At 67.5% G+C, this 13,556-nt stretch carries 15 protein-coding genes; 2 read left to right on the forward strand and 13 right to left on the reverse strand.

Annotated elements, in window-relative coordinates; translation table 11 throughout:
• Positions 1-12: 12 nt before the first annotated feature.
• The 3 genes from ABD944_RS19155 to ABD944_RS19165 form a co-directional block, all read right to left on the reverse strand.
• Positions 13-777, reverse strand: a complete 765-nt coding sequence (locus ABD944_RS19155; RefSeq protein ID WP_345178326.1) for a GntR family transcriptional regulator — start codon at positions 775-777, stop codon at positions 13-15.
• A 123-nt stretch (positions 778-900) separates the two neighbouring features.
• Positions 901-1,326 (reverse strand): DNA-directed RNA polymerase subunit alpha C-terminal domain-containing protein, encoded by a 426-nt coding sequence (locus ABD944_RS19160; RefSeq protein WP_345178328.1) that lies wholly within the window; start codon positions 1,324-1,326, stop codon positions 901-903.
• Positions 1,327-1,546: 220 nt separating this feature from the next.
• A complete protein-coding gene (locus ABD944_RS19165) occupies positions 1,547-1,936 on the reverse strand; it encodes a hypothetical protein (RefSeq protein ID WP_345178330.1) in 390 nt (129 codons plus the stop codon).
• A gap of 430 nt (positions 1,937-2,366) precedes the next feature.
• Here ABD944_RS19165 and ABD944_RS19170 point away from each other — a divergent pair, with 430 nt between their 5' ends.
• Positions 2,367-3,746 (forward strand): NsdA family TPR-like regulatory protein, encoded by a 1,380-nt coding sequence (locus tag ABD944_RS19170; protein WP_345178332.1) that lies wholly within the window; start codon positions 2,367-2,369, stop codon positions 3,744-3,746.
• On the forward strand, positions 3,743-4,372 hold the full coding sequence (locus ABD944_RS19175) for a 2'-5' RNA ligase family protein (RefSeq protein WP_345178334.1): 630 nt from the start codon (positions 3,743-3,745) through the stop codon (positions 4,370-4,372). Before ABD944_RS19170 ends, ABD944_RS19175 begins: the two co-directional genes overlap by 4 nt.
• On the opposite strand, the gene ABD944_RS19180 is transcribed toward ABD944_RS19175, so the two are convergent.
• From ABD944_RS19180 to ABD944_RS19225, 10 genes are all read right to left on the reverse strand, one after another.
• Positions 4,369-5,787: an ApeA N-terminal domain 1-containing protein gene (locus tag ABD944_RS19180; protein ID WP_345178336.1), complete on the reverse strand. Its 1,419-nt coding sequence runs from the start codon at positions 5,785-5,787 to the stop codon at positions 4,369-4,371. The two genes, ABD944_RS19175 and ABD944_RS19180, sit on opposite strands and share 4 nt — an antisense overlap.
• 920 nt (positions 5,788-6,707) lie before the next feature.
• The gene (locus ABD944_RS19185; RefSeq protein WP_345178338.1) at positions 6,708-8,099 is read right to left on the reverse strand and encodes a tyrosine-type recombinase/integrase; all 1,392 of its coding nucleotides are present in this window, start codon (positions 8,097-8,099) and stop codon (positions 6,708-6,710) included.
• A complete protein-coding gene (locus ABD944_RS19190) occupies positions 8,099-8,293 on the reverse strand; it encodes a helix-turn-helix transcriptional regulator (RefSeq protein ID WP_345178340.1) in 195 nt (64 codons plus the stop codon). The genes ABD944_RS19185 and ABD944_RS19190 overlap by 1 nt, the downstream gene beginning before the upstream one ends.
• 19 nt (positions 8,294-8,312) lie before the next feature.
• Entirely contained in the window at positions 8,313-9,662 is a 1,350-nt protein-coding gene (locus ABD944_RS19195; RefSeq protein ID WP_378188798.1) for a replication initiator, read from the reverse strand.
• Positions 9,663-9,804: 142 nt separating this feature from the next.
• On the reverse strand, positions 9,805-9,960 hold the full coding sequence (locus ABD944_RS19200) for a hypothetical protein (RefSeq protein ID WP_345178344.1): 156 nt from the start codon (positions 9,958-9,960) through the stop codon (positions 9,805-9,807).
• A 142-nt stretch (positions 9,961-10,102) separates the two neighbouring features.
• Entirely contained in the window at positions 10,103-10,516 is a 414-nt protein-coding gene (locus ABD944_RS19205) for a hypothetical protein (protein WP_345178346.1), read from the reverse strand.
• 19 nt (positions 10,517-10,535) lie between these two features.
• Positions 10,536-11,375: a DUF2637 domain-containing protein gene (locus ABD944_RS19210; protein ID WP_378188740.1), complete on the reverse strand. Its 840-nt coding sequence runs from the start codon at positions 11,373-11,375 to the stop codon at positions 10,536-10,538.
• On the reverse strand, positions 11,372-11,665 hold the full coding sequence (locus ABD944_RS19215) for a hypothetical protein (protein ID WP_345178351.1): 294 nt from the start codon (positions 11,663-11,665) through the stop codon (positions 11,372-11,374). The genes ABD944_RS19210 and ABD944_RS19215 overlap by 4 nt, the downstream gene beginning before the upstream one ends.
• 96 nt (positions 11,666-11,761) lie before the next feature.
• Positions 11,762-13,102: an FtsK/SpoIIIE domain-containing protein gene (locus ABD944_RS19220; protein WP_345178353.1), complete on the reverse strand. Its 1,341-nt coding sequence runs from the start codon at positions 13,100-13,102 to the stop codon at positions 11,762-11,764.
• A 13-nt stretch (positions 13,103-13,115) separates the two neighbouring features.
• The gene (locus tag ABD944_RS19225) at positions 13,116-13,478 is read right to left on the reverse strand and encodes an SCO3933 family regulatory protein (RefSeq protein WP_345178355.1); all 363 of its coding nucleotides are present in this window, start codon (positions 13,476-13,478) and stop codon (positions 13,116-13,118) included.
• Positions 13,479-13,556 lie beyond the last annotated feature (78 nt).

Here is a 13,556-nt window from a genome sequence, read left to right on the forward strand (position 1 = left end):
AGGGAGGTTGAGTCATTCAGGGACGCTATAGACGTCTTCCAGCTCATGCAGCGATCCGGGCATCACGACCTCGGCGACGAACCGCACCGCGTCCGAGGCGTCATGCAGTCCGGCCAGCACCGAAAGCACCGGCTCAGACTTCTTGATCTGCAAGAGGGAGGGTTCGTCCCCTGCGGGAAGCCGCGCGGTCATCCGCTCGGAGATGTGATCGATGCGTAGGCCCTTGACGGTGCGCAGGTGTGCCCGCAGCCCCACCGGAAGCGCCGCATCCTTGTCCAGGTCGGTGCCGTACACCAGCTCTTGCGGGAACCAGCACGTCACCACCTCCGAGGCGACACCGTCCCGGACGGTCACCCAACGCCGCGCCACCACACGCCCGACGTCCCCACCCAGCAGGCCAGCGACCGCATTGGGCGCACGCACTGAGCCGACGTCGACCAGCGTGACCCCGGCCGCGGTTTCGGGTTGGTCCAGCACCGCCAGGCCCGGACGAGAAGGCCGCGCCGACGAGGCGGGCCGGCCTTTGACGAACGAGCCGCGCCCGTGCTCGCGGCTGATCCATCCGTCCTGCTGGAGCATCTGGAGCGCTCGCACCACGGTGGTACGCCCTACCGCGAACTCCCGCACGAGCTGAGATTCCGAGGGCAGCAGGGTGCCGGGCGCGTAGTCCCCATTCTCGATCCGGCGGCGCAACTCCAGCACCACCCGCGCGTACTTGGGGGGCTCGAACTCCAAACCCGACATGACGACCACCTGACGACTCTGGCGCTTGACCACATAAGCGCACCTGACCGCAGCGTAACGCCCGTACGCAGCCGCGTCACGGCTACCGGGCCGCCCCAACCCGCACTAATCGCGCCGCAACGCCGCGCAGTGGGGGGAGGCCGACGGGCGGGAAGCTCACACCCGCCTTGGGACAGAGAACCCCTCGGCGAGCAACGCCGCATGCACCTCGTTGACTCCCCGCGCGCCCATCAAGCGCACCTCGTGCAGATCATGCGACCACAGCAAATCCAGCAGGTCACCCACCGTCTTGGCGGTGCAGTTCCGATCGTTGCGCAGCGCGTTGCGGACCCTGGTCGACAACTGGAGGCACGCCAGCGGACAAGCCCGGGATAGCTGCCCGCCTTCGTGCCTGTGCGTACCAAAGCCCCCGTCGAGGGGAGTAGCAGGCAGCCCGGACAGCCGCCGCGCCTCCACCAGCAGGGCCAGCAGATCACCGACCGTCCACACCCCCAGGCACGTGACCGGACATTCAAGCCCGATGCCGTCATGCCCTACCGCATGCGTCCCGCCACTGCTCGGCCCGCTCGTCACCTCGGCCACGGCCAGCCCCGCGCGGTGACGATTGCCTCCCGCAGCTCGCTCGGCCCTGCGGCCTCCACCAGGCGCAGCCCACCGCGGACCCGGACCATGGCCCACCATGCCTCAGTGGACAGGCCGTACCAGGCGACCACCCCAGAGAACTCCCGTTCAATCTGCGCCGCCACCGGCCGCCGACTGATCTCCGGCGACATCGACGCCGCTGCCGCCCATGACACGCCCATCACTCGCACCCGCCCGACGCCCCATCCGGCGAGCTGGCGAAGGGGACGGCCAGCACCCGCGCGATCCGCTCACCCGCGAACGCGGTGTTGGCCGCCGGGCACAGCGGTTCCAACTCCGAGAGCGCACGGCGGTCCGGCCCCGACCAGACCCACCACCACCACAACGCGCCCCGGTGAGTGCGGCACACCACCTCCTGCCGCAGTCCCGGACTCAGCGCCCGCGCCCGAGGATCCCCCGCGCCCGGTTCACCGGCCGGGTTGCACGCCCGCACCGCGCCATGGTCGATCACCTCGGCCGCCAGGCCCCGCCGCTCCAGGTCGGCCACCAGCGCCACAGCAGCCGACTGCCGCACTACGTCAGCCGCCCACGTCCTCACCTGATCGCCCACAGCCACCACCTCCACAGGAAGAAGAGAGCGGGACCGGCGAACGACGGCCCAGGGGCGCACCACCACCCCCGGCAGGCATGACCGCACCGCGCCGGGCGATCGCACCCGTATCCGCCTGACCGCCGCCGCCGGCCCCGCAGCTTTCTGGACTACGCCGCGCGCTCCTCACTCACCGGCTCACACGACCGACACGGCTTGCGGTTCACCGGCGGCCCTGAACCGCCCGGCAGCCCCACCAGGACCGCCCGCCGAGGATGGACGAACTTCCACCCCCGACCACCACAGTACCCGCAGTCCGGCTTGCCCGCATCTTGCTGCTGCGTCATGCCGCACACGATCCGCCACAGGCCCAGCTCGGGCCCATCCCCAGGCGGTATCTCAGAGTGGGATATACGCTCGGCAAGGTCTGGTCACACGGAGGGGAGATGGCATGCCGAGACGGGCATCAGACCCGATCGTCATCCCCGATGAACTGTGGGAACGCCCGCAGATGATCCAGGCCCTGAATGCCCGCGACATCGGGACTGTCTTCCATCTCCTGCGCCAGTACGCAGGCGCAACTCAGACCCAGATCGCGATCGCTTGCACCCTGACCCAAGGCAGAGTCAGCGAGCACATGAAGCCGGGCGGGCGCCGCGTCACCGAGCTGGACGTGTTCGAGCGCATCGCCGACGGCCTCCAGATGCCCGACACCGCCCGCATGGCTCTTGGTCTCGCACCACGAACCCACCCCGGCGTACCGGCCCCCAGGACTCCCGAACCACAGGCCCGCACGGGCATCGTGGTCACCGACCCCAGACCGACCGAGGCCGACCCGTCCGACCCGGCCACCACAACGGACCTCTCCCGGCTGACGCGATGGCTGACGACCAGCGACACGGCAGACGAGACGATCGAGAGCCTTGCCCGCTCAGCCACGTCACTCGCCACTGCTCACACCCGCGTCCCTGCGAAAAGCCTGCTGTCCCAGGTGCTTCGCCTTCACCGCCGCACGCAAGACCTGTTGGAAGGCAGTCGGCCCCGCCCCCGCCACACCCGCGAGCTACTTCGCATTGACGCCGATCTCCTCGCACACGCAGCCGTGATCTTCGGTGACGTCAACCTCGACCACCACGCCGAGCAGTACGCAGCCGCCGCCCTCATGCTCGCCCGAGAAGCCGGCACCAACGAGGCGTTCGCCTGGTACGCCCAAGCCAAAACGGCCCGATGGCAAGACCGCCTCATCGAAGCAGCCGACTTCGCCCGGCAAGGCTACGAAGCCAGCCCGCCCACACCGATGAAGACGCAACTCGCCTGGTACGAGGCCAACGCCGCCGCCCTCCTCGGCGACCAGACCAGAGCCCGCCAATCCGTCAAGCGAGCCGAGCAGTCCGCCGAGACCATCGACGACAGCCCCACCGACCGCTCAGTCTGGTCATTCCCCACCGAGCGCCGCGCCCTCTTCGCGCTATCGGTGGCCACCCGGACCGGCGATCCGGATGGAGCTCTAGAAGCCGCCGAGATGGCCGACACCGCATGGGCAGCAGGCGCACCCGTCGCCCCAGCGCTATGGGCCCAAATCCGTGTCGGCACCGGAGTAGCCCACCTACTCAAAGGCGACCTCGAAGGCACCGCCGAACAACTAGCGCAGCTGCTCACACTCGACCCCGGCATGCGCCTGACCACCGTCACGCGCTACGTCGCCGACCTCGACCGCCGACTCAGCCACCCCCGCTACCGAGACACCTCGCTAGCCGTCCAACTCAGAGCGCAAATCCGCGACTTCAACGCCGCCGCCCTGACCGACGACCCCGACATGGAGCGCTCATGAGCCCCCTGCCCACACGCATGGTCAACCGTTGGCAGAACCGCCAGGAACCCGGCCCTGGACAGGGAACGCTCTATTGGCACATCCTCGTAGGCGACCACCCCGAAGCCCGCGACCTCGCCAACACCGCTCAGAAGCGACTCGCAGGCTTCCACGGCCTCCACATGACACCAACCGAGTGGCTCCACATCACCACTCTCGTGGCCGGCCCCACCGAAGAGATCACCACCGACCAACAACACGAGATGCTCTCCACCGCATCCGAACTACTCGCCGCACTCCCACCCGTCACCGTGACACTCAGTCGAATCCTCTACCATCCCGAGGCAATCGCCGTCGCAGTCCAGCCCACCGCATCCTTGAGACAGATCCGCAATGCCATCCAGACGGCCACAGGCGAAGTGACCGGCCGCGAAGGCTACACCGAGGGCCCCACCCAGTGGACCCCGCATATGACCCTCGCCTACAGCGAAACCGAGCAACCTGCCGAACCACTCATCACCGCACTTGGCCGAGAGCTACCCATTTGCGAAGTCACGATTAAGGAAGTGAATCTAGTCGATCAACGGGGCCCTGAACGCCTCTGGAAATGGTGTCCTATCGGTAGTGTCCACACTGGACGCCACTAGAGATTCCTGTCAGGGCTTGAAATTCCAAGACTTTTTCTAGCGTTGTGGACGGCGCTTCTAACTCTGTCCCCGTATTTGACTATTGCTTGCGACTCTCTCTTGCTCATCCATGTTTGGGGCGAAATCCCACAGGTGTTCAACATGCATACGCGTACAACTGAATAAACTGATTCGGAAAGGAAAAATAGATCCGAACCAGTAAAAGGAGAGGGTCCAGCTCCTAGGTGAGTCAATTCATTGCGTACCTTAGAGATGGTCTCAGCCCATCGACCTTCTTGGTCAATCAATGTTCGCGTGGCAGGCCTAGATCGTTGAGCTAGTTGCCTAAGTCTTTTAGAAAGTGGCGCATCGTTCCCATAGCCGAGACGGCTCTGGAGCCATTTCTTGTGCTCATCGGGGGTGATGCGCTCATAGTCCGCCAGAAGTCGCTCGAATTCGGCTTGGTCCATATATGAGCCACCCTGGGTGCTCCGATGGTAAGCTTCGGCGGCAAAGGCGACGTTAAGAAATCTATTTTCCGCGTAAATTCGATCCGTATTTCGGACGCTCATTAGGGAATTTAGAGGTCGCTCAAAGGCGCCAGTCTCATCAAGCCAGCTTGCTATAGAGCTCGTACCTCCGAGTTCCGAGTACGTAAGAAGCATGCTATCGGGAGTCAAATTCTTGCGCTCTTCGATGGGTTTATAGCGTAGTCGAGGAGCCCTAAATTCGATGCGTTGCGGCGATCCAGAACTATCGCCTGACAGCATCGTTGAATGTATATCGGGGCGACAAAATATGACTTTGTCTGTATCTGCCGGCGAGTCGATGCATAGAGTTAGAAGGTCCTGCACTCTGCCCACATCGGTCAATATGTCATCGCAGTGAACAAGTTCATTATACTCTATCCGGATGAATGGCTGCTGAATGATTTCGGCTTTAGATAGTTGAGTCTTGCGGGACCAGGATTGACCAAGTGACACGCGGCCACGAGAGAACTCCGAAATCTCTTCCGGGGGATGAGTGTAAGAAATGCTGAATGAGTTTGATTGGTCAGTGGATTCCTGAACATGAATACCGGTTCTTCCGGTCCATTCGGCAAGATGGCTAACGTTAATGCAAACTTGCTGAAAGTTTAGCTCTTGGTCCTTAAATATGTGACCTATGAACATGCGATTGGCTGCAAATCGACTTTCGCTCACGCCGGAGTACTTGCGGTATACGCCGTTTGAGAAGCATCCGTCAAGCGTGATCGGATCAGAGCCGATCCAGCCGTGGATTTGGAATTGGTCAAAAGATCTGAACTTTGCGTGGGCAAATTCACCGACGAGGTTTAGTCTTACTTTGCCAGTCGGCGAGAACGTTAGACGTCCAGAAAGCTTGTCTTCTGGACTATCGGGAAGCCAAAAAACTCCGGGCGAATCTATCTCTTGCACGGTACTGATCCATAGGTTTGGCCGAGGCTGGTACGGTCATTTTCGCAGATCCCGGCTTCGCCCGGATCTGATGGTCAGCATAGTTGGTGACTGCAGACTCCGCTGGAAAAGTTGTGGTCCTAGTCCGGTCATTGCCGAATTGGGCTGTTTGGGATCAAGGGGCGGCGGCGCTCGGGCCGCTGCGCGGCCCCGCGCCAGGCCGCCCGGAGCGTGCGGCGTGGGCGCCGGTCACCGGACGGCCGCGCCGGGCCGCGCGCCGTGCCACGCCCGCCGGCCCCGCCCCGACCGCTCACCGCAAGGGCGCGCCGCCGCCCTGCCCAGTCGACGCTGAAGCCTCCAAGCCCGTTCGGCGACGAGGGCCAGGGCGTGAGTCTGCTCGACCGGTTCGGCGCGAGCACCAGGGCGTGACCGTGGTCGAGCGCCGTTGGAGTCGTCGGGGGAGTTGCCGGAAGATCGGTTGAGCGTGCGCTACTGGGGAACCCCGTGGTTCCCCAGACCCCTCCTGGAGCCGGAGGGCACTCCCGCGCGATTCTGTCTGTCACGGGTTGCGCGCCGTTCGCGCGGGAGCACCCTCCGGACCGGTTCGGTCGTCGGTCAGGGAGGGGAGTGGTGCGGATGTCCGTCGATGACACCCCAAGCGCAAAGGTTTCAAGATCCGGAAAATGCGCGGAATCACATCCGCTCCCAAGATGGAAGCTGGCAGATTCTTCGCAGGTCAGAGGGTGTGCACCTCGGTAATCTGTGACGCACTGTAAATCCGTCGGCTTAGCCTACGCAGGTTCGAACCCTGCACCCGCCACACCAGTGATAACAGCCTCTGACCAGGCGTAACACGGTCAGGGGCTGTTCTCGTTGTGTCCGGCTGTCTCTGATCGTTAACGGGCCTCTACGGGTGGCTGTGCCGAATACGTGCCGAAGTTCTAAGGGCTCTTTGGCCTGGTCGCCTCGCTGATTCGGCGCATGGCGTCCTCCTCTTGGCCCGCCACGCACTTGGCATAGACGCGCAGCAGGACGGCGACGCTATGCCCGGCCCACTCGGCCACCTGAGCCGGGGGCACACCAGCGCCCAGCCACGTCGAGACGGCGGCATGCCGCAGGGCGTACGGAGTCTCAGCGAGAGGCGAGGCGGCCTCACGCTCGCTCAGCGCGCTTGCCCTCGCCTTGCGCCAGGCCCCGAGGTACGTCCGGTCAGTCATGATCCCGCCGCGCGGCCCGACGAACAGCCGGCCACCGGCCGGGATGTTGAACGCCTTCACGTGGTGGCGCAGCAGCGTGACGAGCTCCGGGTGAATCGGCACGGTTCGGGTCTCGCCGGGCGCCCGATGCTTGAGAGGCTGCCGGTCCCGCGGCTTCCCGCTGTTCGTCCACCGCGAGCCGCTCCGCGGTTCGGCGTGCGTCAACCGCATCTCGCCCCAGCCGTCATCCGGCAGGCTCACGAGGTGATCCCGTCGCAGGTCCACCGCTTCCTCAGGCCGCAGCGCGGCGTAGTACATGACGCCGAAGAAGGCCACCATGCGCTCACCGCGCTTGCCCTGCACCCGGACGGCATCGAGGAGCCGCCGCGCCTGGTCGGGATTGGCGACCACCCGAAGGTCAAGCGTCTGCGCCACGCGTGGCCGAGTCCACCGCACCAGGGTCAGCGGGTTGACCGGGATGACGCGCCGCTCACAGGCGTACTCCATGGCGTTGTTGAACGTCGCGCGCTTGCGTGTGGCCGTGCTGCCCGCCGCCGGAGTCCCGTCCTGCCGACGACTCAGCCGGTCGAGGACTTGCCGGGCGAGCTGGGGCCCCTGCCGGTCGGGCCCGAAGTCGCTCATGTCGACCGTATTCCGCTCCAGCCACCGGACAGCCGAGGCCAGGTGTTCCGGCGGTTCGGTCTCGCCGTTCTGCAGACGTCCGCTGTACGCCCACGCCCGCAGAGCCTCACGCAACAGGCCGCCCGCCGGAGCGCCCTTGCCCGTGGTCAAGAGAGCCTCTGTCGCGTCCGTGAGCGCCTCAGCGATGCCCCGCCGATGGTTGGGGGAGGCGTACGGCCACTTGGCCGCGCAGTAGTCGAGGGAGAACGTGAACCAGGTGAGCGCCTTCTCTTCTCGCTCCCAGGAGAGGGGGCGGCCGGTCTTCACGGCGAACGCCTCACCCTTTCGGGCAGCCGTGAGGAGGGACGAGCGGAAGCTGTCAGCCTGCGCCGAGTTCCGGAACGGCTCTTTCCAAGTCTTCCGAGCGACCTTCCACCGCACGGTGTAGGTCGTGACGCGCTTGCCCTTGTAGACATCGGTTTTGTAGACCCGGACGTCGTACGTGATGTCATCCATCAGGCGGCGTCCTCGCAGGCCGACAGCCAGCGGTCGAGGTCCCGCCGGCGGATGCGAAGGCTGCCGTTCGGCAGGACGATGCAGAGGGGCGCGCGTCCCTTCTGACGCCAGTCATAGAAGGTCGACCGGGAGATCTGAAGTTCAGCACAGACCTCCGGAACGGTGAGCGTGTCGCGGGACGCGGACGTGGCCACGTGATGCCTCTCCATGGAGTCAGGAGCCAGACGGGTCGAGGTGAGGGAGCGGCTTGCCGGTGAGTGCGGCGGTGAGGAGTGCTTCGCCGGGTGTCATGCCTTGGCCGAGGTAGCGCCAGTGGGCGACGACGAGGACCTGGTCGTCGTCGAAGGGGAGGCGTCCGGTGGTGGGTTCGTCGTGTTGGTGCTGGTTGTGGTCGATGCGGGCTTGGCGGAGTGCGCCGAGGGTGGTGGAGTAGCGGCGGGATTTGGTGGAGAAGTGGCCGCGGAAGCCGAGCATGTGGGCCCACTCCGCCAGCCGCAGCCCGGCGAACTCCTCGACGGCGCCCAGCCGGAGACACTCGGCGATGAGTCGCCGTGCGTGGCTGCTGACGGGTAGGTCGGTCAGTTCGTCGGTGGGTCGGATGCGGCGGTCGAGGGTGCCGACGCATTCGGCGGCTTTGGTGGCGTACTTGGCGATGTAGCCCGCCACGGCGGTGTCGGTGAGTTCCCCTGTGGTGGTGATCGGTCGGACGTCGATCTGTGAGCCCCACGAGTGCGTCAGGGCTGGGACACCGCCCGCCGCCGGAGTGGAGACGGTGACCGCGCCCGCCGCATGGTCGACGGCCGCTTCGAGGAGGTCGAGGGTTGCCCAGGCGGGCGGTTGGACGTCAGGGCCGCCGGGGCCGTCCAGCCGAATCACGGCGTGGAAGTGGACCAGGCCGCGCCGTTGATATTCGGCGACTTTGGCGAACGACACCGTGAGGGCGTCCCGCAGGTCGGCGACTCGCAGGCCCGCCGATCGGGCGACGTAGCGGCGGAAGGCCAGGGCGAACCGGCGCCACAGTTCAGGCGCGTGCGCGTTCCAGAGCACCGCGCCGGCGTAGTCGAAGCAGTCCGGGCAGATCGGTTGCCCGAGGCGCGGGTCTGCGTCGCCGTGCCGGACGGTGCAGGAGACCGGCCGCCCGTGCGGACACGTCCCGCCGTCGCGGCGGGGGCGGCAGGCGACCACGCCGCCGGCCTTGCTGGTGCGGCGGGAGTGGACGGGCCCGAACGAGGGCGCGGTGAGGGTCACGAACGCCGCCGGATGCTGGGTGACGGTGTCTGGAACGCCCTTGCCGCCGACCAGGCCCGCTCGGACGAGTTGGTAGGTGTCCGCGCGGTAGATCTCGGCGCACGCCGGGCACCGGGACGCACGCCGGGTTTTGCACGCCACCCGGAGTGTGCCGCCGGGTTCTTGGGCGGTGGAGTAGTGGCGGAGGATCTCGCCGGTTTGGGGGTCCAGGTGGGTGACACGGCCGCGGAGGTGGACGGGCTGGGCGCATCCTCCGGTGGAGTGTGCGCGTGCCGCCCATCGGCGGAAGTCGCGGCGGTTGAACCGCGTGGCCATGTCCCGCGCGGCGATCTCGGAGACGTGTGGAGCAGCTTGCGGCACGATGGACGGGTCTCCCTATCCGTTCAGATGGCTAGTGGGGACGGGCCCCCGGCGCGGCTCTCTTGCTTGGCGGCTTGTGGCCGCGCCGGGGGCGGAGCTAGAACGCCGAGACGAGCAGCGAGAGCGCGTCGGCGAGCAGGGCCAGGCCCTGAATGAGGGCGCGTACGGCGTGCGCGGCGGATTCGGGCTGACGGACGACGAACAGGCCCAGGACCAGCCAGAAGCAGCCGAAGGCGCAGCGGCGCAGGAACATGGCGGGTGCCCCTTCTGTCAGGTGTGGCCGTGGCCGTTGCAGTCGGGGCAAGTGGACCCGTCGGAGGCGACCCCGCCCCCGCCGCACGTTCCGCACTTCCACCCGCACACGCACCAGCGGTGACGAGGTGGCCGAGCGCGCATCAGGCCGCCCGCCCCTGGTCGCCGTTGTTCTGGTCGGGGTCGAGGCGGATGTTGTCGCGGTAGCTGATGTGGGCGTGGTGCTCGTCCATCTGTCGGGCGGGGATGTGGACCATTTGGTAGGTGATGCGGCCGAAGGTCTTGGAGGCGATGTAGTGGCCGCCGTGGGGGCGGTCGTCGGTGACTTCGGTGTTCAGGAGCGCGGCGACCTGGTCGACTGCGGCAACCGCTGCGGCATCGTCTCCGGTGCGGGTGTAGACGTTGTAGTCCCCGCCGTACTCCTTGACCGGAACGGCCGGGTTGGCCTCCAGGAAGTCGGCCAGGGCGCGAAGGCCGGCGATGGTCTGGTGGCGGGCGAACAGATCGCCGGGCACGACGGAGGACGGCTGGCCGGTCACGTTGGTGTGGGTGGTCATGGTGGGTTCCTCCAGCGGGTCAGGAGACGGGTGCGGTTGCGTGGGGCTGTTCGGTGCGGAGTTGGCGGAGCAGGTCTGAGGCGAGTTGGTTGGAGACGCCGAGCCGGGCGCGCAGCGCGTCACGGGTGATCGGCCGCCCGTGCCGGCTTTCGTGCTCGGAGGCGACACGGCGTGCGAAGTCGACCAACGGGGCGGCCGGAGCGGGATCGGGCGAGGGCACCGCGGTTTCCTCGGTGGCCGGGGCCGGGGCCGGGACCGGGACGGGGATAGAGGTCTGTCCGTCCTGCTCGTCGCGGTCACCGTCGCGGGGTTCGTCCTGAGCAGCGGGGACGGCTGCGGCGACGGTGGGGCGTTCGTCCTCCCACACCACCCACGGGGACGGCGGTGAGGACGAGCCGGACGAGGACGAGACGACCGGGGCCGGGTCGGGACGGCCGAAGGACTCGGGGACGGGCGAGGTGTGAGCCGCCGTCCGGGTGCCGGCCTTTCGGCGCTCCAGCATGGAGACCGCAACCAGGAATGCGCCCGCCGGAGTGCCCGCTGTGATCCAGCCCCACACCGACGGGTCGGCTTGGGCGAGGTTGGCAGCGAGCGACAGCAGGATTCCGCCGACCAGGACCACGGTCGGCCACGACAGCCGCCCCGCTTCCCGCCCGGTGCTCTTGTCCCGCTGGCGTTCCCCGGCCGCCATGACGCATGTCAGGTCGATGCAGACCGCGATGGCCCAGGCCATCCACCCGCCTTGACCATGCTCGGTCGCCGTGTCGCGGATGTGGGTGAACGACCCGGCCGCCGCGATCCCGGCCAGCACCACCACCGGTCCCGAATCGGCCACCGCGCCGAAGAGACGGCGACTCATGCGGCCCGCCGGTCGGTGAGGAGGTCGAGCAGGGCGACCAGTTCGGGGTCACAGCGATGGAGGTCGGTCCAGTCGTCGGCTTGCGCCGGGGACGAGGAGGCGAACGAGTCGGCGCACTGCTGGCACCGGGCGACGTGCAGTGAGCGGAACTCGTCCCACTCGACTCCGACCGGCCACACGTCCCAGGACGACACCGACGCCACTCGGGACGAGGGCGAGGACGGGGATGAGGGGGACGGGACGGCGACGAACCGCGGACGGGGACGAAGGGGACGGACGCGGGCGACCATCGGGCAGCCTCCAGGGACGGGTTTCGGGCATAGGGCGGTAGGGACGTGGCGTGATCAGGGCTCACGCCGAGCCGGAAGGTGAAGTAGGAGAGGTGTCTACGCGGCGGGGCGAACGACCGGGGCGGAGCCGACGAGGGTCTCCCAGTCCGGGGTCAGGTGCGCGTAGTCGCGCGCGGCTTGTTCGGCCTCGTGTTCGGGGACGTAGACCGACCGGGCGCGGTGCCATGAGCCGTCTTGGCCGGCGACGATGCACACGCCTGGGGTTTCGGCGGGGATGACGCGGGCGGCGTCCAGGGCGGCGGGGTCGAGGTCGCCGAGCGCCATGTTCGCCGTCTCCGGGTCGTTGACGTGGTGGCACACGCGCCCCGACAGTTGGGCGCGTAGCGCGGTGACGCCGGGGCCGAGGTCGGAGCCGACGCGTTGCCCGCACACGACCAGGTAGACCGCGAACGCCCGGCCGAGCTGAGCCACCCGCAGCAGCGCGGTAGCAGTCTTGGCCACCTCGTCCTTTTCGCTCTTGTCGGCCATGAGGAACAGTTCGGCGACCTCGTCCACCAGGACCACGACGGGCACCGGCCGCAGATCCTCCGGCAGCGTCCACACGTTCCGCGCCCCATGCGCCCGGCAGAGCGCCATGCGGTTCTCGACCTCGCCCACCAGATCGACCAGCAGATCCACCGACTCCTTGCGCGTGGTCGCCAGCGCCGAAAGTCGAGGCGCGTACGGGGTGAACTCGACCCCGCCCTTGAGGTCGAAGCCCACCAGGGCGACCGGTTGCGGAGCCAATCCCTTGAGCAGGGCATTGGCCAGGTTCGACTTCCCCGATTGGGTCGCGCCGACGTTGAGCCAGTGCGGCACCGCGCGGAAGTCGATCACCCAATCCCGGCCGTTCTCCAGCTTCCCGGGACGCACGGTCAGCAGCTCACCGGTCTCCGGTTCGGTGACCACCTCGACCAGCGGGTCACGCATCGTCGCCCACAGGGTGACGCGACCGGGCCGGACGTCGACCACCCGGACCGAGTGGACGCGCCAGGCGTGCGCGATCCCCTCCGCGGCTTTCTCGTAGTCGGCGGGGACTTGCCCGTCGTGCAGGCGCAGCCGCATCCGCCACCCGAGCCGGGTAGGCCGCAGGAGACCGAGGCGGGGCGAGCGCTCGACGTCGACCCGCCGCACCCGCCGCTTGTGCTCGACCACCGTCGCCGCAGAGCGGGAGGCAGGCCCGACGACCGGGACGGCGTCGAGGGTGAGGCGGAATCGCCGCCGGTTACGGGTGAGCTTGCACCCGGAGGCGACGTGATGCCACGTCAGGTAGACCAGCACCGCACGGGCCGGGAAGCCAACGCCGTACCAGAATGACACCGGGTGATACCGGCGCCAGGCCCAGAGCCCGGCCGCCGCAGCGGCCAGGACCCCGAGCACCAGAAGCGAGTCAGTCATGACGGCGACCCGTTCAGGCCACGCCCGCCGGAGCGGACGAGTCCGACGCCGGAACCGCCGACACCGGGGCGATCCGCTCAGCCCGGTAGGCCACGCCCCACCGTTTCTCACCCCCGAGAACCGCCTCCCAGGGGAACGCGACCAGCCCGACCGGCGCGACGACCTCCCCGAGCGTGATCGACTGGTCCCCGGTCACCGCGACGTTGAGCAGGTCAACCCGCCCCATCGCGTCGGCAGCCGACAGCCCGACCGTGAACACCGTCTGACCGTTGCGGTCCGTCTTCACCTCCCCCGTGTCCTGGTTGACCAGCTTCGGGCGCGGCGGCGAGACGCACACGAACGTCAGCGCTGACACGTCCACCGGAATGTTCCGCAAGAGCTTCTCCTGTCGTCCACCCCCCTAGACATTCCCATCCGACCCGATCCGCGAGCGGACTGTCTAGGGGGGTACACG

Source organism: Actinomadura verrucosospora (assembly GCF_039540335.1).
Taxonomy (GTDB): Bacteria; Actinomycetota; Actinomycetes; order Streptosporangiales; family Streptosporangiaceae; genus Spirillospora; species Spirillospora verrucosospora.